Genomic DNA, 24,921 nt, shown 5'->3' with positions numbered 1-24,921 from the left:
GAGGACCCGCCATGACACAGAGCCTGCTGCACCAGATCCTGGACTACGCCAACCGGGCCGACCCGTACCCGCTGTACGAAGAGCTGCGCAGGACGCCGGTCCACCACGAGGGCGGCGACGGGCCGTACGTGATCAGCACCTACTACGAGATCCGCAGCCTGCTGCACGACCCCCGGATCAGCTCCGACGCCCGCAACCTGGCCTCGCACGCCGACGACCCGCTGCCCGAGGCGCCCCAGGGCGAGGGCGCCCTGCCACCGGGCTTCCTGAAGCTCGATCCGCCGGAGCACGACCGGCTGCGCCGCATGACGAACCGCCCCTTCGGCCCGCCGCACTCGCCCCGCCGCGTCGACGGCATGCGCCCCGAGCTCCACGACATCGTCACCGGCCTCATCGACGGCATCGCCGACCCGGGCCGGATCGACCTGGTGGAACAGTTCTCCTACCCGTTCCCGGTGACCGTGATCTGCCGGCTGCTCGGGGTGCCGCGCGAGGACGAGGCGCGCTTCCACGTCTGGGCGGACACCCTCGCCGCGAGCCTGGACCCCGACCCGGACGCCGAACCCGCCGAGCGGGGCAAGGGCGCGCACGACGCCCGGATGCAGCTGGGCATGTATCTGGCCGGCCTGATCGAGGAGCGCCGCAGGAACCCCGGCGACGACATGCTCTCCCAACTGGCCACGGCCGAGGGCGAGGACGGCCCGATGACCACGATGGAGCTGCTCAGCACCGCGGCCCTGCTGCTGATCGCCGGGCACGAGACCACGGTCAACCTCATCACCAACGGCATGCTCACCCTGCTGCGCCACCCCGACGTCCTTGAGCGGCTGCGCAACCGACCGCGGCTGGTAGTGCCCCTCGTCGAGGAACTGCTGCGCTTCGAACCGCCGGTGCAACTGGTGCCGCAGCGCACCACCCTGGCCGACATCGAGGTCCGCGGCGTGACCATCCCCAAGGGCGCCACCCTGTGGCTGGTCCTGGCGTCCGGCAACCGCGACCCGAAGCGCTTCACCGACCCCGACCGCTTCGACCCGGACCGCCCGGACATCCAGCACCTCGGCCTGGGCAGCGGCATCCACAGCTGCTTCGGCGCACCGCTCGCCCGCCTGGAGACCCAGCTCGCCCTGTCGGAGCTGGCCCGAAGGCTGGAGAACCCCCGGCTGCTCCAGGACCCGCCGCCCTACCGGCGGAACGCCGTGCTGCGCGGCCCGCGCCACCTGCACATCGCCTGCGACGGCATCCGTCCCTAGCCTGCCGCCGGTCAGTCCACCCGGCCGCTCTTCACGCCGAGCCCTCGCAGCAGCTCCGGCAGCACGGTGCCGATCGGCTCGCGGATCACCTCGTCGGCGCGGTCGTCGTACGGTGTCTGCTCGGCGTTGACGATGACGAGCCGGGCGCCGTGGTCGGCGGCGACGCCCGCGAGGCCCGCCGCAGGCTGCACCTGCAGGCTGCTGCCGACGGCGATGAACAGCTGGCAGGCCTTGGTGATCGCGACGGCCTGGCCGAGGACGGAGGGGTCCAGCCGCTCGCCGAACATGACCGTCGCCGACTTCAGGATCCCGCCGCACTCCAGGCAGGGCGGATCCGCCTCGCCGGCCTCGACCCGGGCCAGGGTGTCCTGCATCGACCCGCGCGCATGGCACTTCGTGCACACCACGCTCCGTGCGCTGCCGTGCAGTTCGAGGACCTTGCGGGCGGGCATTCCGGCGAGCTGGTGCAGCCCGTCGACGTTCTGCGTGATCACCCGCACCGGCACCCCGGACCGCTCCAGCTCGGCCACCGCCCGGTGCGCGGCGTTCGGCTCCGCCTTGAGCGTGCGGTTCTTGCGCCGCATCTGCCATGAACGGCGCCGGATCTCCGGATCGCCCATGTAGTACTCGTACGTCACGAGTTTCTCGGCCTCCGGGTCCCGGCGCCACAGTCCGTTCGGCCCGCGGTAGTCGGGGATCCCGGAGTCCGTGCTGATACCGGCGCCGCTGAGGAGGGCGACGAGGGGCGGCTTGGTCATGCCCCGAGGGTAGGACGGGGCGATGACGGCGGCGAACGGATTTCCGAGCGGCCGCGAACGCTCTTCCACGGCTTCCCCGGCACTCCTCGCCGCCGTCCGGCTCCGCCCGGCCCGTCTCACACGGCGCCGGAGTTCACCCGGTGCCCGTTCTCCAGCTCCACCGGCCCGCCGCCGTCCGCCAGGACGTCCAGGGCGGCCAGGACGCGTCGGCCCAGTGCGCCCGGCAGATGCGCCGTGAGCTCCTCGCGCGCGATCAGTCGCCAGGACAGCAGCTCCTCCTCCTGCAACCGGATCGCCTTGAGGTCGTCCTCGCCGAGGACCCCGCCGTCGTACAGATAGGCCACCAGCGGCGGCCGCCCCGTCCCGTGCACCCAGTCCACCGCGAGCAGCGCGCCCAACTGCCGGTCCAGACCGATCTCCTCGGCCGTCTCCCGGCGCGCGCCCTGCCGGGGTGTCTCGCCGTCGTCGGACTCGACCGTGCCGCCCGGGAGCGCCCAGCCCTCACGGTAGTTGGGCTCCACGAGCAGCACCCGGCCCTGCGCGTCCCGGAACAGGGCGGCGGCACCGGCCAGAACGCGGGGGAGACCCGCGATGTACGTGGCGAAGTCTTGCGTGGTGGTCATGGGGGAAGCGTAACCAGCCCGCGCGACCACACCCTCGGCCCAGAGCCGCACCCCGCGGAGCGGACCGCGGGTCGTGGAGAGGACCCGGCGCCCTTGCCTTGAGAGGACCCGGCGCCCCCGCCTGAAGAGAACCCGGGCCCTTCCCGTCCCGCCGCCCTATTGCTCCTCCGCCTCCGCCAGCCGCACCGTACGCTCCGCCAGCTCGCTGATCCGTGCCCCGTCGAACCCGAACACCGCACTGCGTACCGTGTCCTCCAGCGGCTCGGTCCACTGCCCCGGGATGGCCTGCGCCCCGGTCAGTACGCCGGCCACCGAACCGGCGGTCGCCCCGTTGGAGTCGGTGTCCAGGCCGCCACGGACGGTGAGGGTGATGCTGCGGGTGAAGTCGCCGTCGCCGTACAGCAGCCCGGCGGTGAGCACGGCCGCGTTCGGGACGGTGTGGATCCAGCCGAGCCCGGCGGTCTCCTCGGCGACCGTGGTGAGTGTGTCCTCCCAGGCCATCCGGGTGTCGTGGAGCGAGACGACCCGGCGCACGGTGCGCGCGAGGCGGCTGCTCGCCGGGATGACCGCGAGCGCCTCGTCCACGGCGTGCCGGACGGTGGGCGCGGTGAACGCGGCCGAGATCAGCGCCGCCGCAAACATCGCCCCGTACACGCCGTTGCCGGTGTGCGACAGCACCGCGTCCCGGCGGGCCAGCGAGGCCGCGCGCCGCGGTGCGCCGGGGCAGGTCCAGCCGTAGATGTCGGCGCGGATGAGAGCGCCGATCCACTCCTGGTAGGGGTTGTCGTACGTCGCGGTCAGCGGCGGCTTCAGCCCGTTCGCGAGATTGCGGTACGCGGCCCGTTCCGCCGTGAAGGTCTGCAGGTACGGCAGCCGCAGCAGCCACAGGTCCCCGACCTGCTCGGTGCTGAAGCCGAAGCCGTGGGTCTCCAGCAGGTCGAGGCCGAGGATCGCGTAGTCGACGTCGTCGTCCCGGCAGCTGCCGTGGATACGGCCGCGTACGCACTGGCGCCACTCCGGGCGCAGCTCGAAGCCGGCGGCCTCGCTGGGCGGCTCGGGGAGATAGTCGGTCAGCGGCAGGGCGGCGGCCTGCCGCAGATACTGATCGATACGGTCCCGCGTCCACAGGTCGCCCTGCTCGACCGGTTTGCCGAGCATGTTGCCCGCGATCCGGCCCAGCCAGCCCCCGAGGACGCGGTCGGCGAGCTCTGGCTCAGTGCCCACAGGGGTCATAGGACCGGTTTACCCAATTCCGGGCGTGTCCGCTCGGGGTCCGGCCGGTCCGCACAGCGGGTTCGCAGGGCGTTCTCAGGCTCCGGGCAGGGCATGACGGCATGGGCCTCCTCCGGTTAAGGTCGCAGCGGCGCGACTGGCCTTGACGTGCGCGAGGCCCGGAGAGCAAGGGGAAAACAGGTGACACAGCGCGTGCTCATCGCCGCGGACAAGTTCAAGGGGTCGCTGACGGCCGTGCAGGTCGCCGAGCGAGTGACCGCCGGTCTGCGCCGGATCGTGCCGGACGTCCGGGTCGAGGCCATGCCCGTGGCCGACGGCGGCGACGGCACCGTGGACGCGGCGGTCGCTGCCGGTTTCGAGCGGCGGGAGGTCCGGGTCGCCGGGCCCCTCGGGGACGAGGTGAGCGCGGCGTTCGCGCTGCGCGGCGACACGGCGGTAGTGGAGATGGCCGAGGCGAGCGGCCTGCAGCGGCTGCCCGCGGGCGTCTTCGCACCGCTCACGGCGTCCACCTACGGCTCCGGGGAGCTGCTGCGGGCCGCCCTGGACGCCGGTGCCCGCACGATCGTGTTCGGCGTGGGCGGCAGCGCCACGACGGACGGCGGGGCGGGCATGCTGACCGCGCTCGGCGCCCGCTTCCTGGACGCGGACGGCGAGCCGGTGACACCGGGCGGCGGCGGCCTCGGTGACCTGGCCACGGCCGACCTCTCGGGCCTCGACCCGAGGCTGGCCTCCGTGGACCTGGTGCTCGCCAGCGACGTCGACAATCCGCTGACCGGGCCGAAGGGCGCGCCCGCGGTCTACGGCCCGCAGAAGGGCGCCTCGCCGGACGACGTGGCGACGCTGGACGCCGCGCTCGCGCACTTCGCGAAGGTGCTGGAGGAGCCGACCGGCCCCCGGGCGGCCGAGCACGCGGCCGCACCCGGCGCCGGGGCGGCAGGCGGCATCGGTTACGGCGCCCTTCTCCTCGGCGCCCGGTTCCGCCCCGGCATCGAGGTCATGCTCGACGTCCTCGGTTTCGCGCCCGCGCTGGAGCGGGCGACGCTCGTGATCACCGGTGAGGGCTCCCTCGACGAGCAGACCCTGCACGGGAAGGCCCCCGCGGGTGTCGCGGCGGCGGCCCGCGCGGAGGGCAAGGAGGTCGTCGCGGTCTGCGGCCGTCTGGCGCTGGCGCCGGAGGCGCTGGGGCGGGCGGGTATCCGTCGGGCGTACCCGCTGACGGAGGTCGAGCCGGACGTGGCGCAGTGCATCGCGGATGCCGGGCCCATTCTGGAGCGGGTGGCGGAGCGGATCGCCGAGGACTTCCTGGCCTGAGCCCGGACTTTTCCTCGCCCCCCGCCGCCCCTGCCTCAAACGCCGGAGGGGCTGCATTCTCACGCCGGTCGGCATCATCCGGCCCGTCCGGCGTTCCGTCCGGCGTTTGAGGACGAGGCCCCTTCAGGGCCGAAGCGGGGGTCCGGGGGCGGCACAGCCCTCGGGGACGGGACGGGGATGGGCGGCGGGGGCGACAAAGCGAAGGGCCCCGAACCAGCCCGGTCCGGGGCCCCACCCAGCGGAGCGCTACGGCAGCTGCGCAGCCCGCGCCTCACGCCGGTTGTCACGGAAGTTGTTCACCCGGCGAGCCGTGGCGAACAGCGGGATCACCGCACCCATCACAAGCTGCAACGCGCACCCGGTCTGCAGCAGCAGCTGACCGCTCGGGGCGTCGAAGGCCCAGGCGGCGAGCAGACCCATGCTGACCACGATCCAGGCGAGCATCGCCACCGCGAGGCGCCCGCGCGGCTTCGGGTACTCGACGCGGCTCACCATCAGCCAGGCCGTACCGAGAATCGCCAGCAAAGTCGCCACGAAGGGCAGCTCCAGCAGGACGATCGACACCACCGTCAGCGCGCCGAACGGCGAGGGCATGCCCTGGAACATGCCGTTGGGCGGTGTCACGCACGAGAAGCGCGCCAGTCTCAGCACCACCGCCAGCAGAACCACGATCGCGCCGACCGCCGCCACCCGCTGGTGCGCGTCGTCGGCGACCATGCCGTAGACCAGGACGAAGTACGCGGGCGCCAGACCGAAGCTGATCAGGTCGCTCAGGTTGTCCAGCTCCGCGCCCATGGGCGACGACCGCAGCTTGCGCGCGACCAGGCCGTCGAACAGGTCGAAGACCGCCGCGCACAGCATCAGGATGACCGCCGTGGCCGCGCTGTGGCGGGCCATGCCGGTCTCCTGGTCCCCGGTGAGGTGCGGGATCAGGATGCCGGTGGTGGTGAAGTACACCGCCATGAAGCCGCACGTCGCGTTGCCGAGAGTGAGGGTGTCCGCTATCGACAGGCGAAGAGAGAGGGGCATCTCCTCTTCTTCGTCCACCTCGTCGGCCTCGGGCACCCAGCCCGGCTGGGTCTCAGGATCAATCACGGTCAATGCGAGTCACCCCAGCCACGGTCTTCTGCCCGACCTCGACCGCGACCTCCACGCCCTCGGGCAGGTAGATGTCGACTCGCGAGCCGAAGCGGATCAGACCGATCCGGTCGCCCTGCTCGACCTTCGTCCCCTGCGGGACGTACGGGACGATACGGCGGGCCACCGCGCCGGCGATCTGGATCATCTCGATGTCACCGAGCTCGGTGTCGAAATGCCAGACCACGCGCTCGTTGTTCTCGCTCTCCTTGTTGAACGCCGGAACGAACCCGCCGGGGATGTGCTCCACGGAGGTCACCGTGCCGGAGAGCGGCGCACGGTTGACGTGGACGTTCAGCGGGCTCATGAAGATCGCGACGCGGGTGCGGCCGTCCTTCCACGGCATGATGCTCTGCACCACACCGTCGGCGGGCGAGATGACCCGGCCCTGGGCGATCTCGCGCTCGGGGTCGCGGAAGAACCACAGCATGCCCGCCGCGAGAGCGGTGGCGGGCACGGCGACGGCCTTCGCGACGCCGGAACGGCGTGCGCGCAGCAGGCTGACGGCTGCGGTGGCGACGGTCGGGAGAAGCCACGGCGATGCTCCGCGCGCGAGGCGTACGCCGCCGACCTGGCTGTCGCGTGGTGCAGAGGTTTGGCTGTGGGGCATGGATGACCTTCGTAGCGGATGATGCCGCGCGGTAACAGGGGACGGCGGCTTTCCCGGGATGGTACCGGTCGTGGGCCACAACTGGGCAAGCCAGGAAGCCGAGTCGGCGGCCGAAGAGTGTTGACGGGGTGTGATCTTCTTCTCCAAGAAAACACCCCGTACCCGGACAATCAGCCCTGGAAGCGATACTCTTCGAGCAACCGGCGACCGATGATCATTTTTTGGATCTCGGCAGTTCCTTCACCGATCAGCAGCATCGGAGCCTCGCGGTAGAGGCGCTCGATCTCGTACTCCTTGGAGAAGCCGTAGCCGCCGTGGATCCGGAAGGCGTCCTCCACGACCTCCTTGCAGTACTCGGAGGCGAGGTACTTCGCCATCCCAGCCTCAAGGTCGTTTCGTTCCCCGGAGTCCTTTTTGCGTGCCGCGTTCACCATCATGGCATGCGCGGCCTCGACCTTGGTAGCCATCTCGGCCAGCTTGAACTGAATGGCCTGGTGCTGGGCGATCGCCTTGCCGAAGGTGTGTCGCTGCTGCGCGTACTGGACACCCAGCTCGAACGCACGCTGAGCGACGCCGCAGCCACGCGCCGCCACGTTGACACGGCCGACCTCGACGCCGTCCATCATCTGGTAGAAGCCGCGCCCGGTGACGCCGCCGAGCACCCGATTGGCCGGAATGCGCAGGCCGTCCATGATGAGCTCGGTCGTGTCGACGCCCTTGTAGCCCATCTTGTCGATCTTGCCGGGGATGGTGAGGCCGGGGCGGACCTCTCCGAAGCCGGGCTCCTTCTCGACCAGGAAGGTCGTCATCGACTTGTGGGGCGCCGTGCCCTCGGGGTGTCCTTCGTCACTTCGCACGAGAACGGCCACCAGGCTTGACGTGCCGCCGTTCGTCAGCCACATCTTCTGGCCGTTCAGGACGTACTCCTCGCCGTCCTTCACCGCCTTCGACGTGATCGCCGACACATCCGAGCCCAGGCCCGGCTCCGACATCGAGAAGGCACCGCGGATGTCGCCGGCCGCCATCCTCGGCAGGAAGTGGTCCTTCTGCTCCTGCGTGCCGTGCTGCTTGAGCATGTACGCCACGATGAAGTGGGTGTTGATGATGCCGGACACCGACATCCAGCCGCGGGCGATCTCCTCGACGCACAGGGCGTACGTCAGCAGGGACTCGCCCAGACCGCCGTACTCCTCGGGAATCATCAGGCCGAACAGGCCCAGTTCCTTGAGGCCGTCCACGATCTGCTGCGGGTACTCGTCGCGGTGCTCCAGCTCGGTCGCGACCGGGATGATCTCCTTGTCCACGAAGTCGCGGACGGTGGACAGGATCTCCTGCTGGATGTCGGTCAGACCGGCGGTCTGGGCGAGTCGCGCCATGACTTACTTCTCCTGCTCTCGCTTTGAAATGTCCAGCAGTTCGGGACGGCCGGGCTGCTCGCCGCCGCGCTCCTTGATGTACGTCTCGGTCGGCACCATCACCTTGCGGCGGAACACGCAGACCAGCGTGCCGTCCTGCTTGTAGCCCTTGGTCTCGACATAGACGATGCCGCGGTCGTTCTTCGACTTCGACGGCCACTTGTCGAGCACGGTCGTCTGGCCGTAGATCGTGTCGCCGTGGAAGGTCGGCGCCACGTGCTTGAGCGACTCGATCTCCAGGTTGGCGATGGCCTTGCCGGAGATGTCCGGCACGCTCATGCCCAGCAGCAGCGAGTAGATGTAGTTCCCGACGACGACGTTCTTGCCGAAGTCCGTCGTCTTCTCCGCATAGTTCGTGTCCATGTGGAGGGGGTGGTGGTTCATCGTGAGGAGGCAGAACAGGTGGTCGTCGTACTCCGTGACCGTCTTGCCCGGCCAGTGCTTGTACGTCGCCCCGACCTCGAACTCCTCGTAGGTGCGTCCGAACTGCATCGCGCTCAGGCCTCCGGGATCTCGAACTTCGACGTGCGCTGCATGCCGGCGGCCCGGCCCTTGCCGGAGATGACCAGCGCCATCTTGCGGCTTGCCTCGTCGATCATCTCGTCGCCGAGCATCGCCGAGCCCTTCTTGCCGCCCGCCTCGGACGTGTAGTAGTCGTACGCGTCCAGGATCAGCTCGGCGTGGTCGTAGTCCTCCTGCGACGGCGAGAAGATCTCGTTGGACGCCTCGACCTGGCCCGGGTGCAGCACCCACTTGCCGTCGAAGCCGAGCGCGGCGGCGCGCCGGGCGACCTCGCGGTAGCCGTCGATGTTGCGGATCTGGAGGTAGGGGCCGTCGATCGCCTGGAGGTTGTTGGCACGGGCGGCCATCAGGATCTTCATCAGGATGTAGTGGTAGGCGTCCGCCGGGTAGCCGGGCGGCTGCTCGCCCACGACCAGCGACTTCATGTTGATGGACGCCATGAAGTCGGCCGGGCCGAAGATGATGGTCTCGACGCGCTGGGACGCCGTCGCGATCTCGTTGACGTTGTTCAGGCCCTGGGCGTTCTCGATCTGCGCCTCGATGCCGATCTTGCCGACCTCGAAGCCCATCGTCTTCTCGATCTGCGTCAGCAGCAGGTCCAGGGCGACGATCTGCTCGGCGGTCTGCACCTTCGGCAGCATGATGCAGTCGAGGTTCTGGCCGGCGCCCTCGACGACCGTGACGACGTCGCGGTACGTCCACTCGGTCGTCCAGTCGTTGACGCGCACGACCCTCGTCTTGCCGGTCCAGTCGCCCTCGTTGAGGAACTTGACGATGGTGTGCCGGGCCTCGGGCTTGGCGAGCGGGGCGCACGCGTCCTCGAGGTCGAGGAAGACCTGGTCAGCCGGCAGACCCTGGGCCTTCTCGAGGAAGCGGGGGTTCGAGCCCGGTACGGCCAGGCAGGAGCGCCGCGGGCGAAGGCGGTCGAAAGGGTGCGTGGCGGAGCCGCTCGTTGCAAGGGTGGTGGCGGGAGACGGGTGGGCGGTCGTCATGCGGGGACCTCCAGGGGGTCGAGCTTGTTCGCTTTCCGGATCTCGTCGGCGATGCGGCCGATGATTCCGGTGATGTCGAAGTCCTTCGGGGTGAAGACGGCGGCCACTCCGGCGGCCCGGAGCTGGTCGGCGTCACCATTCGGGATGATGCCACCGGCGATCACGGGTATATCTGTGGCACCGGCCACACGGAGCCGCTCCAGCACGTCCGGGACCAGCTGGGCGTGCGAACCCGACAGGATCGACAGGCCGACCGCGTGCACGTCCTCGGCGAGGGCCGCGTCCACGATCTGTTCCGGCGTCAGCCGGATGCCCTGGTAGACCACCTCGAAGCCGGCGTCACGCGCCCGCACGGCGATCTGCTCGGCACCGTTGGAGTGCCCGTCCAGGCCCGGCTTGCCGACCAGGAAGCGCAGCTTGCCGACACCGAGGTCCTGCGCGGTCAGCTGGACCTTGCGGCGGACCAGGGACAGCGCGCTGCCCTCCTCGGCCGGGACGGCCACCGGAGCCGACGAGACACCCGTGGGCGCCCGGAACTCGCCGAACACCTCGCGCAGGGCCCCGGCCCACTCGCCGGTGGTGACACCGGCGCGGGCGCACTCCAGGGTGGCCTCCATGAGGTTGTCGGTGCCCTTGGCGGCCTCCTTCAGCCTGTCCAGCGCCTTGCACGGGCGCGGGTGGTTGAAGGGCGGCTGGTAGCGGGTGTCGCGCCAGTGCTCCAGGCCCGCGATGACCCTGGCCTCGACCGCCGGGTCGACCGTCTGGATCGCGGTGTCCAGGTCGGCGGTCAGCGGGTTGGGCTCGGTCGTCTCGAAGATGTTGACGCCGATGATCTTCTCCTGGCCGGACTCGATACGAGCGCGGCGTTCGGCGTGCGAGGAGACGAGCTGCGACTTGAGGTAGCCGGACTCGACGGCGGCCATCGCGCCGCCCATCTCCTGGATCCGCTCGATCTCGGCGAGCGACTCCTCGACGAGCTTCGCGACCTTCGCCTCGATGACGTGCGAGCCCTCGAAGATGTCCGCGTACTCCAGCAGGTCGCTCTCGTGCGCCAGGACCTGCTGGATGCGCAGCGACCACTGCTGGTCCCAGGGCCGGGGCAGACCCAGCGCCTCGTTCCAGGCGGGCAGCTGCACGGCACGCGCGCGTGCGTCCTTCGACAGCGTCACGGCCAGCATCTCCAGGACGATCCGCTGGACGTTGTTCTCCGGCTGTGCCTCGGTCAGACCGAGGGAGTTGACCTGGACGCCGTACCGGAAGCGGCGCTGCTTGGGGTTCTCGATGCCGTAGCGCTCGCGCGTGACCTGATCCCAGATCCGCCCGAACGCCCGCATCTTGCACATCTCCTCGATGAAGCGGACGCCCGCGTTCACGAAGAAGGAGATACGGGCCACGACGTCCCCGAACTTCTCGGCGGGGACCTGCCCTGAGTCGCGCACGGCATCGAGAACCGCTATCGCGGTGGACATCGCGTACGCGATCTCCTGGACCGGCGTGGCGCCCGCCTCCTGCAGGTGGTAGCTGCAGATGTTGATCGGGTTCCACTTCGGGATGTGGGAGACCGTGTACGCGATCATGTCCGTCGTCAGCCGGAGTGAGGGCCCCGGCGGGAAGACATGGGTCCCCCGCGACAGGTACTCCTTGACGATGTCGTTCTGGGTCGTGCCCTGGAGCTTGGTGATGTCCGCGCCCTGCTCCTCGGCGACGACCTGATAGAGCGCCAGCAGCCACATGGCGGTGGCGTTGATCGTCATCGAGGTGTTCATCTGCTCCAGGGGTATGTCCTGGAACAGTCGGCGCATGTCACCGAGATGGGCCACCGGCACGCCGACCCGGCCGACCTCGCCGCGGGCGAGGATGTGGTCGGAGTCGTAGCCGGTCTGGGTCGGCAGGTCGAACGCGACCGACAGACCTGTCTGGCCCTTGGCGAGGTTGCGCCGGTACAGCTCGTTGGACGCCTCGGCCGTGGAGTGACCGGCATAGGTCCGCATGAGCCACGGCCGGTCCTTCTCCCGCTTGCCTTCGGCGGGCTGACGCTCAGTCATCTATGACCTCGGGTGTCTCAGACGTTGCGGAAGCGGTTGATGGCGTCGATGTGCTGGGCGCGCATCTCCTCGTCGCGCACGCCGAGACCTTCCTCGGGGGCGAGGCACAGCACGCCGACCTTGCCCTGGTGGAGGTTGCGGTGCACGTCGAACGCGGCCTGGCCGGTCTCCTCCATGGAGTAGACCTTCGACAGGGTGGGGTGGATCCTGCCCTTCGCGATGAGCCGGTTGGCCTCCCAGGCCTCGCGGTAGTTGGCGAAGTGCGAACCGATGATCCGCTTCAGGGACATCCACAGGTAGCGGTTGTCGTACTCGTGCATGTAGCCCGAGGTCGAGGCGCAGGTGGTGATGGTGCCGCCCTTGCGGGTGACGAAGACGCTCGCGCCGAAGGTCTCGCGGCCGGGGTGCTCGAAGACGATGTCGATGTCCTCGCCGCCGGTGAGTTCGCGGATGCGCTTGCCGAAGCGCTTCCACTCCTTGGGGTCCTGGGTCTGCTCGTCCTTCCAGAACTTGTAGCCCTCGGCGTTGCGGTCGATGATCGCCTCGGCGCCCATCGCGCGGCAGATGTCCGCCTTCTGGTCGCTGGAGACGACGCAGATCGGGTTGGCGCCGCCGGCCAGCGCGAACTGCGTGGCGTACGAGCCGAGTCCGCCGCTCGCGCCCCAGATCAGGACGTTGTCGCCCTGCTTCATCCCGGCGCCGTTGCGGGAGACCAGCTGGCGGTAGGCGGTGGAGTTGACCAGACCGGGAGCGGCGGCCTCCTCCCAGCTGAGGTGGCCGGGCTTCGGCATCAGCTGGTTGGACTTGACGAGCGCGACCTCGGCGAGGCCGCCGAAGTTGGTCTCGAAGCCCCAGATGCGCTGCTCGGGGTCGAGCATCGTGTCGTTGTGGCCGTCCGAGGACTCCAGCTCGACGGACAGGCAGTGCGCGACGACCTCGTCACCGGGCTTCCAGGAGTTGACGCCCGGGCCGGTGCGCAGGACGACGCCCGCGAGGTCGGAGCCGATGATGTGGTACGGCAGGTCGTGGCGCTTGGCCAGGTCGCTGGTGCGGCCGTAGCGCTCGAGGAAGCCGAAGGTGGACAGCGGCTCGAAGATCGAGGTCCACACCGAGTTGTAGTTGACCGAGGAGGCCATGACGGCCACCAGGGCCTCGCCCGGGCCGAGCTCGGGCAGGGGGACCTCGTCGAGGTGGATCGACTTGCGCGGGTCCTTGTCACGGGTCTGAAGGCCCGCGAACATCTCCGTCTCGTCCTTGTGCACGGTGATCGCGCGGTACGACTCGGGGAGCGGGAGGGCGGCGAAGTCGGCCGGCGTCGAGTCCGGCGACTGGATCGCGTCCAGAATGGCCTGAGTGGTCACGGTGTTGCCTCCGGCGATGCGCACCCTGAGGGAGGGGTGCTGAGGGTTACGTCGGTGCTGCTGAGGGATTTCTGGTGGTTGCCGTCGGTTCGGCGGATCTTGCTGTTCGGCAGCGCTTTGTGGCGCGGGAGGTTGCCTGTGACGCAGGCGCCCGGGCGCGCAGGTCCCGGGAGGGACTTGCGGGGACAGCCGACGTACGAAAGGTCTCTGCACGCCGGCCGCCCGGACACTTTCAACGTATGGCACGGCGTGTCACCTGGCAAGGCACCGAGTGCCAGAACTTGCTCTCAGATGAAATCTTTACGTAACAAATGAGCGATGATCGATCAAAGCTACTCGTGAGTAGGTATCAATCGGGCGCTATCGGTCGTCGTGCGCCGCTCATTCGGGGCGCGAAAAAGCCGCCCCGGTCACGGGGCGGCTTGGTGTCGGAGCGGTTCGGTGTCGGGCGTCGGGGCTAGCCGTCGAGGCCCAGCAGTGCCACCTTCAGCGGAAGCATCGGCTCGTCGGGGAGGGCGGGCGGCTCCTCGCCGCGGCCCGTGTGGGTGGGCGGGACCACGCGCAGGCCCTTTATGCCGTCCGCGGCCCACTTCGCGTCGCTCCGCGGGAGAGACAGGGTCATACGCCGTCCGTCGGTGAGGGTGGCTTCGAGCTTGGTCGGGTCGTCCGCCTGCATGGCAACTCGCTTCCGTCGCACACCACGAAGATCGTGTCTCGACATGGACGACGGATGAATGCGCGCGATGGTTCCCGCCGGGGGTTCCATCGCGTGCGTACCGCGTCGGGTCCGGGGCCGGACCGGACCGCCTACGCCCGCTCTTTCAGCGCCTGCTCGATCGTCCGCATCACCTCGTCCAGCGGGGCGTCGGTCCTGGCCACCGTCACCAGTACCTCGCCCTGCGCGGCCACCGAGGCCGGCGCCGTACGCGGCGTGGTGTCCCGGCCCGCCCCGATGCCCGACCCGAAGGTCCTGCGGACGATCGCGAAGGCGTGGTCCAGCTGTGCCTCCACGTCGCCCTGGCCGCCGGCCCGCAGCCAGCGCCGCAGGACGTGGTTGTGCGCGGTGACCACGGCCGACGCGGCGACCTCCGCCAGCAGCGGGTCGTCGTTGGCGTCGTCGTCGTGGGCGTGCTCGTCGAAGTGGCCGAGGAGATAGCGGGTGAAGAGGCGCTCGTAGCGGGCGACCGACGCGATCTCCGCCTCGCGCAGGGTGGGCACCTCGCGCGTGAGCTTGTAGCGGGCGACCGAGATCTCCGGCCGGGCCGCGTACATCCGCATGACTTCCTTGATGCCGCGGCACACCGTGTCGAGCGGGTGCTCATGGGCCGGGGCGGCGTTCAGGACCGCCTCGGCGCGGATCAGGGTGTCGTCGTGGTCCGGGAAGATCGCCTCTTCCTTGGAACGGAAGTGGCGGAAGAACGTACGGCGGGCGACCCCGGCCGCGGCCGCGATCTCGTCGACGGTGGTCGCCTCGTACCCCTTGGTCGCGAACAGCTCCATCGCCGCGGCCGCCAGTTCGCGGCGCATCTTGAGCCGTTGAGCGGCCGCGCGACTGCCGGCGGCACTTTCCGGCGCGTCGGGCGTGGCGGGTGTACGTGAGGACTTGGCGGGCTGGGACATGACCCGAACGTACTGCATGTGCGCAGCTTGATGCGCATGCGCGGGATTTCCCCCGCCCTTGGCGGGCGGGGGAGTACCGGGTCCGGCGGTCGGGGCCGGGTCGCGCCGGGCGACCGGGGGAGAGCTGCCGGGGTCCAGCAGCCCGCCCCACTCCTGACCGCCTCTGAACCAGTCGCCGGGACGTCCCTTAGCGGCGGGCATATTCGCGGAAGCCGCGGCCCGTCTTGCGGCCGAGGCAGCCCGCGGCCACCAGGTGCTCCAGGAGCGGCGCCGGAGCCAGGCCCGGGTCGCGGAACTCGCGGTGCAGGACCTTCTCGATCGCGAGGGAGACATCGAGTCCGACGACGTCCAGCAGCTCGAACGGGCCCATCGGGTAGCCGCCGCCCAGCTTCATCGCCGCGTCGATGTCGTCGAGGCTGGCGTAGTGCTCCTGCACCATCTTGATCGCGTTGTTCAGGTACGGGAACAGCAGCGCGTTCACGATGAATCCGGCCCGGTCACCGCAGTCCACGGCGTGCTTCCTGATCCTGCCGCAGACCTCGCGGACCGTCGCGTGGACGTCGTCGGCCGTCAGGACCGTGCGGACGACCTCGACCAGCTTCATCGCCGGCGCCGGGTTGAAGAAGTGCATGCCGATCACGTCCTGGGGACGCGAGGTGGCACGGGCGCAGGCGACGACGGGCAGCGAGGAGGTGGTGGTGGCCAGCACCGCACCCGGCTTGCAGACCTTGTCCAGCGTCGCGAACAGCTGACGCTTGATCTCCAGGTCCTCGGCGACGGCCTCCACGGCCAGATCGACGTCGGCGAACGCTTCGTAGCTGCCCGCCGCGGTGATCAGGTCCAGGGTCCGCGCGGCGGCCTCGGCGGTCATCCGCCCCTTGTCCACGGAACGCGCCAGGGACTTGCCGATCCGGGCCTTCGCGGTCTGCGCCTTCTCCTCGCTGCGGGCGGCCAGCACGACCTGGTACCCGGCCTTGGCGACGACCTCCGCGATCCCGGACGCCATGGTGCCGGAGCCGGCGACACCGACAGAAGTGACGGTCCGGCCCGGGGCCAGGGCGGCGCCCTCCAGCGGCGTCAGCGCGTCCCGCACGACGGTGGCGCTGCCGGGGGCCTCGTAGGTGTAGAAGCCACGCCCCGACTTACGGCCCGTCAGGCCCGCCTCGCTGAGCTGCTTGAGGATCGGCGCGGGGGCGTGCAGCCGGTCGCGGGACTCGGCGTACATGGCGTCCAGGACCGTACGGGCGGTGTCGACGCCGATCAGGTCGAGCAGCGCCAGCGGACCCATCGGCAGGCCGCAGCCCAGCCGCATCGCGGCGTCGATGTCCTCGCGGGAGGCGTACTTCGCCTCGTACATCGCGGCCGCCTGGTTGAGGTAGCCGAACAGCAGGCCGTCGGCGACGAAACCGGGCCGGTCGCCGACCGCGACGGGCTCCTTGCCGAGGTCCAGGGCGAGGTTGGTGACCGCGGAGACCGCCGTCGGCGCGGTCAGCACCGAGGAGACCACCTCGACCAGCCGCATCGCCGGTGCCGGGTTGAAGAAGTGCAGGCCCAGCACCCGCTCGGGACGGGAGGAGTCCGCGGCGAGCCGGGTGACCGACAGGGCGTTGGTGCCGGTCGCCAGGATCGTCTCGGGGCGCACGATCCCGTCCAGCTCGCGGAAGATCTGCTGCTTGATCTCGTACGACTCCGGAGCCACCTCGATGACCAGGTCGGCGTCGGCCGCGGCGCGCAGGTCGGTGAAGGTACGGACGCGGGCGAGGGCGTCCGCGCGCTCGTCCTCGGTGAGCCGGCCGCGCTCCACGGCACGGGCGGTCGAGGACTCCAGAGCGGCGACGGCCTTGGCGGCCGCGGCCTCGCTGATGTCGATGCCGATGACCTCGCGACCGGCCTTCGCCAGGATCTCGGCGATGCCGGTGCCCATGGTGCCGAGGCCGACCACGGCGACGGTCTTGAGCGGGGACTGAGGGGTGTCGGACAGGGGAGTGGCCATCGCGGGACTCCAGGAATGAGGGTGACGACTGGGAGCGCGTCCGGGTACGCGCAGAGCGCGCACCGGATGCGGAAAGGAGACGGAGTGCGGGTGTTGCCGGGCTGCAGGCGCACACGCCCGGTGCCGTCGCCGAGAGCGTGCACACGCCTCGGGGAACAGCGATCCGACCGGCCCTGTCCCGGAGCCGAGTCGTACTGAGGTACCTGAAGTACCGAACCGACCAGCACTCGCGGCGGCTGCGTCACCAGGCCGCTGCAAGCAAGTGTGCGAGTGGGTAACTCGCTCGTATGAGCTTAACCGGTGGGTAACGAGCGCGCCAGCCCTCGTCTTTGTGATGTAGGTCCCGTACGGCGGGCCGCTTGCATACGCTCGGCATCATGGACGAAGAGTTGCGATCACTCACGGAACGCTTACGGCAGGAGTCGGGAGCGTCGGCCGCGTACGACCGCCTCGTGGCGACCGAGGACCTCGACGAACTGGCGGACGTGCTCATCGCGCCCGGGCAGCCGCTGTGGGCGAGGGAGCTGGCCGCGTTCCGGCTGGGCCTCGCCCGGGACCGGCGGGCCTTCGAGTCGCTCGTCCTGCTGCTCAACCATCGTGACCCGGAGCGCTGCGTCTCCGCCGCCCACGCCCTTGCCCGCCTCGGCGACCCGCGCACGGCCCGCGCGGCCGCCGCCCTCGCCACCAACGAACTCCGCGTCGCCTACGCCCTGCACCCCGTCCGGCTCCTGGTCGAACTCCGTGCCCCCGAAGCCGTCCCCGCCCTGATCGCCACCCTGGAGCGGCGGCTGCGCCCGCACGACCCCTACCGCCGGGTGGCCCTCGCCTGTGTGGACGGGCTCGGCACGCTGGGCGACGCACGGGCCCGCCAGGTCCTGAACGAGGCCCTGGCCCATCCGGCCCTCGCGGAGGCTGCGGTACGGGCGCTGGCGCTGATCCCCCGTCAACGGTGAGGCGTCAACTCCCGCGCATATCGCACCTCCGGCACCTCGACCCCCTCCACCTCGAAGGGCTCCTCGGCGCCGTCCGCGCAAAAGCCCGCCCGCTCGTAGAAGCGGCGGGCGCGGGCGTTGTCCTTGAGCACCCACAGCAGCATCCGGGGATGGCCGGCCGCCGTGCAGCGGCGCACCGACTCCTGGAGCAGGGCATGCCCGATGCCCGCGCCGTACCGCCCGGGGTCGACGTAGATCGCGTACAACTCGGCGTCCTCGGTGCGCACTTCGCCGTCGCGGTACGGGCCGTGACAGGCCCAGCCGACGACCTCGCCGTCACTCCCCCAGTGCCCGGACGGCCTGGGAGGTGCCCCCACGGCGACCAGGTCCACCACACTTGTGTCACCCTGCGAGAGATAGCCGCGCCGGCGCTCGGCGTCCTGCGCCACGTCCAGGGCGTCCAGGTAGGACTGCGGTATCAGACCCCGGTAGGCGCTGCGCCAGCCGCCGATGCGGATCTCGGCGACCCGGTCGCAGTCGGCCGGGATCATGGGGCGGATCCGTATGCGGTCGTCGTCCATGAAGGGACCCTAGGCGTGCCGGCCGGGGCGCCGCGTCCCATTAACCCGGCAGCACCGCGTACGCCTCCACCTCCATGAGGAACTCCGGGCGCACCAGACCGGCGACCCGGACCGCCGACGCGGCCGGCAGCCGGTCGTCGGGTATGTGCTCGGCGCGGGCCGCGCGGACGGCGGGCAGATGGGCCATGTCCGTGACGAAGCAGGTGAGTTTGACGACGTCGTCGAAGGTCGCCCCGGCCGCGGCCAGACAGCGCCGCAGGTTCTCGAAGACCTGGCGGGCCTGGGCCGCCGCGTCGCCCTCGCCGACGAGTTCGCCGTCCTCGTCCAGGGCGAGCTGGCCGGAGACGGCGACGAAACGGCCGGTGCCCAGCACGACATGCGAGTACTGGGCGGCGGGGGCGACGCCGTCGGGGGCGGGAATCCTGGTCAGCTCACTCATGCGTCCATCGTGGACCACGGCACTGACAACGCCCCCGACGGGTCATCGGCCGCTCAGTGCCGGAAACCGAGCAGTCCGTGCAGTTCGGCGCCACGTGACGCCGTGACCTTGGCCTTGGCGCTCAGCGGCTTCGGGTCGGGCCGCGCGTCGCACACCGCGTCGACCGTGCCCGTGCCGCGCGGCACCGTGCCGTCGGCCAGGTAGGCCGCGAGGTGCTTGTCCAGGCAGGCGTTCCCGCCCAGCGTGACGGCGTGGTTGCCGCCGCCGCGCTCGACGACCAGGCTGGACCGGGCCAGCCGCCGGTGGGCCGTGACGGCGCCCTGGTACGGGGTGGCGGCGTCGTCGGTCGCCTGGAACAGCAGCATCGGCGGCACCTTCGTGTTGGCGATGTCCACCGGGCGCAGCGAGTTGGCCGGCCAGAACGCGCAGGGCGCGTTGTACCAGGCGTTGTTCCAGGTCATGAAGGGCGCCTTGGCGTGCACGGCCCGGTTGTCCGTCCGCCACTTCCGCCAGTCGCGCGGCCAGGAGGCGTCCCGGCACTGCACCGCCGCATAGACGCTGTAGCTGTTGTCGTCGGAGGCGTCGGCGGCACCGAAGTTGCCGTACGCCTCGGTCAGCGGGGCGGTGTCCTTCTTGTTCACGTACGCCGCGAACGCCTCGGCGAGGTAGGGCCAGTAGCCGTTGTAGTAGCCGCCGGGGAGGAAGGTGTCCTCGAGTTCCGAGGCGCCCACCTTGCCGCCGGCCGGCTTCCTGGCCAGGGCCGCCCGCATCGCGTACCACTTGGCCTCGACCCGCGCCGGGTCGGTGCCGAGCCGGTAGGTCGTGTCGTGCCCGGCGATCCAGGCCATGAGGGCGCGGTGCCGGTCGTCGAAGGCGAAGTCCTGCGCGAGGTTGGCGCCGTACCAGACACCGGTCGGGTCGACGACGGAGTCCAGGACCGCCCGGCGCACCCGCTGCGGGTAGAGCTTGGCGTAGACGGCGCCCAGGTAGGTGCCGTACGAGTAGCCGAAGTAGTTGATCCGCTGCGCGCCCAGAGCCGCACGGATGCGGTCCATGTCGCGCACGGAGCTGATGGTGTCGATGTACGGCAGCACGCTCGCGTACTTCTCGGCGCAGGCCCGTGCGAAGGCCCGGGCGCGCGACAGGTTGGCCCGCTCGGTGCGCGGTGCGCCCGGCACGGAGTCGGGGCGCACCGGGGCGAAGTGGCGCGGCCTGCAGTCGAGGGCGGGCTTGCTCCTGCCGACCCCGCGCGGGTCGAAGCCGATGACGTCGTACTGGGCGGCCACGGCCTTGGGCAGCGCCGTGGCGACGAAACCGGCGAGCGTGAGGCCGCTCCCGCCCGGGCCGCCGGGGTTGACCAGCAGCGGGCCCTGGTACTTCTTCGCGGTGTGCGGGACACGGGACAGCGCGAGGGTGATCCGGCGACCCTGCGGCGCCCTGTGGTCGAGCGGCACTTCGAGGGACGCGCACTGGAGCCTCGGGTACTTCGCGGTGCCGCACTTCTTCCAGGCGAGGGGCGCTGTCTGCGCCTGCGCGGGGACGGCCGTCACGGTCCCGGCGACGAGGACGGCGGCGCCGCACAGTACGGCTGCGCGTCTTCCCATGGGGTCCTCCCCAGGACGGAGGGTCTCGGGCCGCGAGGGTCACGGTCCTGGCCGCATCGTCCCGGCGTGGACGCCCGGAAGAACTTCTTATGATCACACTTGACCCGATTGGGTCGAGGGATGCCCTCCAATGCTCTCAGATGAGCGAGAGCTGGGTCGGCTCGCTCGTCGGCACGGCCTCCGCCGGCTCCGGCTCGCGGATCCGCCGGGGCATCCCCGCCCGCGAGGGGCCGATGCCGTACTCCTGCGCCAGGTCGTGGACCTGACGGGTGATCCGGCGCTGGTACCACTTCGGCGCGTAGGCGCCGTCCGCGTACAGCCGCTCGTAGCGGCGCACCAGATGCGGGTGCTCACGGCCCAGCCACGCCATGAACCACTCGCGGGCCCCGGGCCGCAGGTGCAGCACCAGCGGGGTGACCGAGGTGGCCCCCGAGGCGGCGATCGCCCGCACGGTGGCCCGCAGTTGCGCCGGGCCATCGCTCAGGAACGGGATCACCGGCGCCATCAGCACCCCGCACCCGAGCCCGTGCTCGGTCAGGGTCCGTACGACGTCCAGGCGCCGCTCCGGGGCGGGCGTGCCCGGCTCCACGGTGCGCCACAGCTCGGGGTCGACGAAGCCGACCGAGACCGAGATGCCGACGTCGGTCACCTCGCTCGACTGCTTCAGCAGGTCGAGGTCGCGCAGGATCAGCGTGCCCTTGGTGAGGATCGAGTACGGGTTGGCGTGGTCCCGCAGGGCGGCGAGGATCCCCGGCATCAGGCGGTAGCGGCCCTCCGCGCGCTGGTAGCAGTCGACGTTCGTGCCCATCGCTATGTGGTCGCCCTGCCAGCGGCGCGAGGACAACTGGCGGCGCAGCACGTCGGGGGCGTTCACCTTGACCACGATCTGGGAGTCGAAGCCGAGGCCCGTGTCGAGGTCCAGATAGCTGTGCGTCTTGCGCGCGAAGCAGTACACGCACGCGTGCGAGCAGCCCCGATAGGGGTTGACCGTCCACTCGAAGGGCATGCGCGAGGCGCCCGGCACCCGGTTGAGGATCGAACGGGCCCGGATCTCGTGGAACGTGATCCCGGCGAACTCGGGCGTGCCGAAGGTACGGGTGACCACCGCGTCCGCGCCGAACAGCGCGGAGCCGGCACGGCTGTGGTCGGACTCCAGGGTGAGGTTCTCCCAGCGCATGAGGCCTCCTCGGTAGCACTGCCCACAGAATAGAACACATGTTCCCTTGATTGTGCGCCCTCTTCCCGTGCTTCGTTTTCGATCACTGTGCGACCGCTTCGGGGAAGAGTTCGGGACCCCGATTTGGGCGGGCCGGGAGCGGGGTGGTTGGCTTGCTCCAGCCCCCGAGAATTCTGGTCCTGGAGGAAGTCAATGGCGCAGGTCGAGGCCACTACGGAGCGGGTCGTCGCGGCGGACGCGGAGAAGGTGTTCGACGCCCTCGCCGACTACAGCGGCACCCGGCGGAAGCTGCTGCCCGAGCACTTCAGCGAGTACGAGGTGCGCGAGGGCGGCGACGGCGAGGGCACCCTCGTCCACTGGAAGCTCCAGGCCACCAGCAAGCGGGTGCGCGACTGCCTCCTGGAGGTCAGCGAGCCCACCGACGGCGAGCTCGTCGAGAAGGACCGCAACTCCTCCATGGTCACCACCTGGCGGGTCACCCCGGCCGGCGAGGGCAAGTCCCGGGTCGTCGTGACCAGCACCTGGCAGGGCGCCGGCGGCGTCGGCGGCTTCTTCGAGAAGACCTTCGCGCCCAGGGGCCTCGGCCGGATCTACGACGCGCTGCTGGTCAAGCTCGCCACCGAGGTCGAGAAGTAAGTCCCGGGCGTTCGGGGGCCCTTGGCCCCTCACTGGATCGAGTGGATCTCCATCGAGTCCGGGACTGCGCCGTAACTCGCCGTGCTTGCTCGTAGTTGTCGCTTAATGCGGGAAATGTGAGCAGGTGCGGCGAGGGGAGCGGTACGTGGGCGGCACGACTCTGGTGCAGGACGAAACCGTCACTGCGCCCCCTCCACAGGCTCCGCCCCAAGGTGCCGAGGTCCAACTGGGCCCGCGCCGGGTGCGGTTGGTCTTCTTCGGCCTGATGCTCGCGCTGCTGCTGGCCGCGCTGGAGCAGATGATCGTCGCCACCGCGCTGCCGAAGATCGTCGGCGAGCTGCACGGCCTGGACAGGATGTCCTGGGCGATCACCGCCTACCTGCTGACCGCCACTGTCGGCCTGCCCGTCTACGGCAAGCTCGGCGACCTCCTCGGCCGCAAGGGCGTCTTCCAGTTCGCGATCGTCGTCTTCGTCGTCGGCTCCGCGCTCGCCGGGCGGGCCGGGACCATGGACCAGCTGATCGCCTACCGCGCGGTACAGGGCGTCGGCGCGGGCGGGCTGATGATCGGCGTCCAGGCGATCATCGCGGACATCGTGCCGCCCCGCGAACGCGGCCGCTTCATGGGCCTGATCGGCGCCGCGTTCGGCCTCGCCTCGGTCGCCGGACCCCTCCTCGGCGGCTACTTCACCGACCATCTCTCCTGGCGCTGGTGCTTCTACATCAACGTCCCCTTCGGTCTGGTCACCCTCGCCGTCGTCACGGTCGTGCTGAAGCTGCCGAAGCCCGCCGGCCGGGCCCGGCTCGACATCCTCGGCGCGCTGCTGCTGGCCGCCGCCTCCACCTGCCTGGTCCTGCTGACCAGTTGGGGCGGCACCGAGTACGCCTGGGACTCCCGCGTCGTCCTCGGCCTCGGCGCGGGCGCCGCCGTCGCCGCCGTCCTGTTCCTCGTCGCCGAGCGCTTCGCCGCCGAACCCCTCATCCCGCTGCGGCTGTTCAGGGACTCCGTCTTCAACGTCACCGGCCTGGTCGGCCTCGTGATCGGCGTGGCCCTGTTCGGTGCCGCCAGCTATCTGCCGACCTTCCTCCAGATGGTCGACGGCGCCACCGCCACCGAGTCGGGTCTGCTGATGCTGCCGATGATGGGCGGCATCGTCGGCGCCTCGATCGTCTGCGGCCAGCTCATCAGCCACACCGGGAAGTACCGGATCTATCCCGTGCTCGGCAGCGCCCTGTCGGTCCTCGGCATGTGGTTGCTGTCCCGCCTGGAGATCGACACCCCGCGGCTGCACTACAGCATCTGGATGGCCGTGCTCGGCGCCGGTATCGGCATGGTGATGCCCGTGCTGATCCTCGCCGTGCAGAACTCCGTGCGCCCCACCGACCTCGGTACCGCCACCAGCGCCAACAACTACTTCCGGCAGATCGGCGGGAGCGTCGGCGCGGCGGTCTTCGGCACCCTGTTCGCGGCCCGGCTCACCGACGCCCTGGCCGAACGGCTCCCCGCGCACGCCGGAGCGAACCTGCCCGAGCCCGAGTCCCTCACCCCGCAGCTCGTCCACTCGCTGCCCCCGGCGCTGCGCGACGCCTACATCCAGGCCTACGCCGACGCCATGCCGAGGATCTTCCTCTACCTCGTGCCGGTGCTGGTGCTCGGCCTGCTCATCGCCTGCTTCCTCAAGGAGATCCCCCTCGTGAACAGCGCAGCGTCCCACGACGCCCCCGCCCCCGAGAGGGCATCCGCCCCGGTGAACCCCCGGGTCCCGCAGGCCCGTTCCGCGCACGCCCCCTCGCTCCCCGTCCACGGCACCGTGCAGCACCCCGACGGGACCTTCGTGGCGCGAGCGGCGCTCACGCTCATCGATGTCGCCGGGCAGCAGGTCGGCCGCGGCGCGAGCGGCCAGGACGGGCGGTACGCGCTGGCGGCACCGGGCGCGGGGGCGTACGTCATGATCGCCGCGGCGGGCGGGCACCAGCCGCAGGCCGTCACCGTGACCGTCGGCGAGCGCCCCGTCGAACTGGACATCGTCCTCGGCGGCGCCGGACGCCTCGCCGGAACCGTGCTCACCCCGGACGGCACCCCCGTGGACGCCACCGTCACGCTCACCGACGTCCACGGCGAGGTCGTCGCCACCACCCGCAGCGGACGCGAGGGCGGCTACGTCATCACCGAGCTGGTCGCCGGCGAGTACACCCTCGCCGCGAGCGCGCCCGCCTTCCGGCCGGCCGCCGTCCCGGTGACCGTGAAGGCGGCCCGCGAGACCCGCCAGGACATCGAACTCGCCGGCGGCGCCCTGCTGCGGGGCACCGTGCGGGCGGGCGGCGGACGTCCCGTCGAGGACGCGCGCGTGACGCTGCTCGACGCGGCCGGCAACGTCATGGACACCCTCACCACGGGCCCCGACGGCACCTTCCGCTTCGTCGGCCTGTCGTCCGGCGAGTACACCGTCATCGCCGCCGGTTACCCGCCGGTCGCCACCGTGCTCCAGGTCGCCGGAGGAGGCCGAACGGAACGCGATCTTCAGCTGGGTCACGAGGACTGAACCGGAACCACTCGCACCCGGGCTGTCCTGCGCGGACGCGAGGAGGGCGGGCACCGTAGCACGCCGTCGCCCGCCGATGATCCCGTCATATCAATTCCCGTATTGAGTCACATCATCGAGGCAGGGAGCCGTACGGTGGT

General features: G+C 70.6%; 22 protein-coding genes. 5 read left to right on the top strand and 17 right to left on the bottom strand.

Going from position 1 to position 24,921, the window contains the following annotated elements; genetic code table 11:
• The first annotated feature begins 11 nt into the window (after positions 1–11).
• A complete protein-coding gene (locus AC3ETA_RS08655; protein ID WP_432192213.1) occupies positions 12–1,250 on the top strand; it encodes a cytochrome P450 in 1,239 nt (412 codons plus the stop codon).
• An 11-nt stretch (positions 1,251–1,261) separates the two neighbouring features.
• Here AC3ETA_RS08655 and AC3ETA_RS08650 read toward each other — a convergent pair whose 3' ends face one another.
• The 3 genes from AC3ETA_RS08650 to AC3ETA_RS08640 form a co-directional block, all read right to left on the bottom strand.
• Complete coding sequence (locus AC3ETA_RS08650; protein WP_432192212.1) at positions 1,262–2,008, bottom strand: SIR2 family NAD-dependent protein deacylase; 747 nt, start codon at positions 2,006–2,008, stop codon at positions 1,262–1,264.
• Between the two features lie 116 nt (positions 2,009–2,124).
• Complete coding sequence (locus tag AC3ETA_RS08645; protein ID WP_432192211.1) at positions 2,125–2,631, bottom strand: NUDIX domain-containing protein; 507 nt, start codon at positions 2,629–2,631, stop codon at positions 2,125–2,127.
• A gap of 156 nt (positions 2,632–2,787) precedes the next feature.
• Positions 2,788–3,864 (bottom strand): ADP-ribosylglycohydrolase family protein, encoded by a 1,077-nt coding sequence (locus AC3ETA_RS08640; protein ID WP_432192210.1) that lies wholly within the window; start codon positions 3,862–3,864, stop codon positions 2,788–2,790.
• A 192-nt stretch (positions 3,865–4,056) separates the two neighbouring features.
• Here AC3ETA_RS08640 and AC3ETA_RS08635 point away from each other — a divergent pair, with 192 nt between their 5' ends.
• Positions 4,057–5,175 carry a glycerate kinase gene (locus AC3ETA_RS08635; RefSeq protein WP_432192332.1) on the top strand — a complete coding sequence of 373 codons (1,119 nt, stop codon included), beginning with the start codon at positions 4,057–4,059 and terminating at the stop codon, positions 5,173–5,175.
• A gap of 246 nt (positions 5,176–5,421) precedes the next feature.
• Here the strand turns inward: AC3ETA_RS08635 and pssA are convergent, their stop codons facing one another.
• The 10 genes from pssA to AC3ETA_RS08585 all read right to left on the bottom strand — a co-directional run bounded on the left by pssA (position 5,422) and on the right by AC3ETA_RS08585 (position 16,870).
• Positions 5,422–6,240 (bottom strand): CDP-diacylglycerol--serine O-phosphatidyltransferase, encoded by an 819-nt coding sequence (gene pssA / locus AC3ETA_RS08630; protein ID WP_030948294.1) that lies wholly within the window; start codon positions 6,238–6,240, stop codon positions 5,422–5,424.
• 22 nt (positions 6,241–6,262) lie between these two features.
• Complete coding sequence (locus AC3ETA_RS08625; RefSeq protein ID WP_030948297.1) at positions 6,263–6,922, bottom strand: phosphatidylserine decarboxylase; 660 nt, start codon at positions 6,920–6,922, stop codon at positions 6,263–6,265.
• A 170-nt stretch (positions 6,923–7,092) separates the two neighbouring features.
• Positions 7,093–8,298 (bottom strand): acyl-CoA dehydrogenase family protein, encoded by a 1,206-nt coding sequence (locus AC3ETA_RS08620; RefSeq protein WP_107907975.1) that lies wholly within the window; start codon positions 8,296–8,298, stop codon positions 7,093–7,095.
• A gap of 3 nt (positions 8,299–8,301) precedes the next feature.
• Entirely contained in the window at positions 8,302–8,829 is a 528-nt protein-coding gene (locus tag AC3ETA_RS08615) for a MaoC family dehydratase (protein ID WP_301995590.1), read from the bottom strand.
• Positions 8,830–8,834: 5 nt separating this feature from the next.
• Positions 8,835–9,851, bottom strand: coding sequence for an HpcH/HpaI aldolase/citrate lyase family protein (locus AC3ETA_RS08610; protein WP_432192209.1), 1,017 nt, complete (start codon positions 9,849–9,851; stop codon positions 8,835–8,837).
• A complete protein-coding gene (locus tag AC3ETA_RS08605) occupies positions 9,848–11,896 on the bottom strand; it encodes a protein meaA (RefSeq protein WP_432192208.1) in 2,049 nt (682 codons plus the stop codon). Before AC3ETA_RS08605 ends, AC3ETA_RS08610 begins: the two co-directional genes overlap by 4 nt.
• A gap of 17 nt (positions 11,897–11,913) precedes the next feature.
• A complete protein-coding gene (gene ccrA / locus AC3ETA_RS08600) occupies positions 11,914–13,257 on the bottom strand; it encodes a crotonyl-CoA carboxylase/reductase (RefSeq protein ID WP_432192207.1) in 1,344 nt (447 codons plus the stop codon).
• Positions 13,258–13,714: 457 nt separating this feature from the next.
• On the bottom strand, positions 13,715–13,933 hold the full coding sequence (locus AC3ETA_RS08595; protein ID WP_359091724.1) for a hypothetical protein: 219 nt from the start codon (positions 13,931–13,933) through the stop codon (positions 13,715–13,717).
• A 131-nt stretch (positions 13,934–14,064) separates the two neighbouring features.
• The gene (locus AC3ETA_RS08590) at positions 14,065–14,877 is read right to left on the bottom strand and encodes a TetR family transcriptional regulator (protein WP_432192206.1); all 813 of its coding nucleotides are present in this window, start codon (positions 14,875–14,877) and stop codon (positions 14,065–14,067) included.
• A gap of 187 nt (positions 14,878–15,064) precedes the next feature.
• Positions 15,065–16,870 carry a 3-hydroxyacyl-CoA dehydrogenase family protein gene (locus tag AC3ETA_RS08585; protein WP_432192205.1) on the bottom strand — a complete coding sequence of 602 codons (1,806 nt, stop codon included), beginning with the start codon at positions 16,868–16,870 and terminating at the stop codon, positions 15,065–15,067.
• A 377-nt stretch (positions 16,871–17,247) separates the two neighbouring features.
• Between AC3ETA_RS08585 and AC3ETA_RS08580 the strand changes: the two genes are divergently transcribed.
• Positions 17,248–17,823 carry an adenylosuccinate lyase gene (locus tag AC3ETA_RS08580; protein ID WP_432192204.1) on the top strand — a complete coding sequence of 192 codons (576 nt, stop codon included), beginning with the start codon at positions 17,248–17,250 and terminating at the stop codon, positions 17,821–17,823.
• On the opposite strand, the gene AC3ETA_RS08575 is transcribed toward AC3ETA_RS08580, so the two are convergent.
• From AC3ETA_RS08575 to AC3ETA_RS08560, 4 genes are all read right to left on the bottom strand, one after another.
• Positions 17,814–18,383, bottom strand: coding sequence for a GNAT family N-acetyltransferase (locus AC3ETA_RS08575; protein ID WP_432192203.1), 570 nt, complete (start codon positions 18,381–18,383; stop codon positions 17,814–17,816). The two genes, AC3ETA_RS08580 and AC3ETA_RS08575, sit on opposite strands and share 10 nt — an antisense overlap.
• A 40-nt stretch (positions 18,384–18,423) precedes the next feature.
• Positions 18,424–18,822 (bottom strand): RidA family protein, encoded by a 399-nt coding sequence (locus AC3ETA_RS08570; protein WP_432192202.1) that lies wholly within the window; start codon positions 18,820–18,822, stop codon positions 18,424–18,426.
• A gap of 53 nt (positions 18,823–18,875) precedes the next feature.
• The gene (locus AC3ETA_RS08565; protein WP_432192201.1) at positions 18,876–20,426 is read right to left on the bottom strand and encodes an alpha/beta hydrolase; all 1,551 of its coding nucleotides are present in this window, start codon (positions 20,424–20,426) and stop codon (positions 18,876–18,878) included.
• 136 nt (positions 20,427–20,562) lie between these two features.
• Positions 20,563–21,603: an Rv2578c family radical SAM protein gene (locus tag AC3ETA_RS08560; protein ID WP_432192200.1), complete on the bottom strand. Its 1,041-nt coding sequence runs from the start codon at positions 21,601–21,603 to the stop codon at positions 20,563–20,565.
• Positions 21,604–21,795: 192 nt separating this feature from the next.
• Here AC3ETA_RS08560 and AC3ETA_RS08555 point away from each other — a divergent pair, with 192 nt between their 5' ends.
• On the top strand, positions 21,796–22,239 hold the full coding sequence (locus AC3ETA_RS08555) for an SRPBCC family protein (RefSeq protein ID WP_432192199.1): 444 nt from the start codon (positions 21,796–21,798) through the stop codon (positions 22,237–22,239).
• 145 nt (positions 22,240–22,384) lie between these two features.
• Positions 22,385–24,781 carry an MFS transporter gene (locus tag AC3ETA_RS08550; RefSeq protein ID WP_432192198.1) on the top strand — a complete coding sequence of 799 codons (2,397 nt, stop codon included), beginning with the start codon at positions 22,385–22,387 and terminating at the stop codon, positions 24,779–24,781.
• The last annotated feature ends 140 nt before the right edge of the window (positions 24,782–24,921 follow it).

This window comes from Streptomyces sp. bgisy027, from assembly GCF_057710365.1.
Note: the sequence above shows the minus strand (reverse complement) of the source record. Positions and strands in the feature narration are given on the sequence as shown.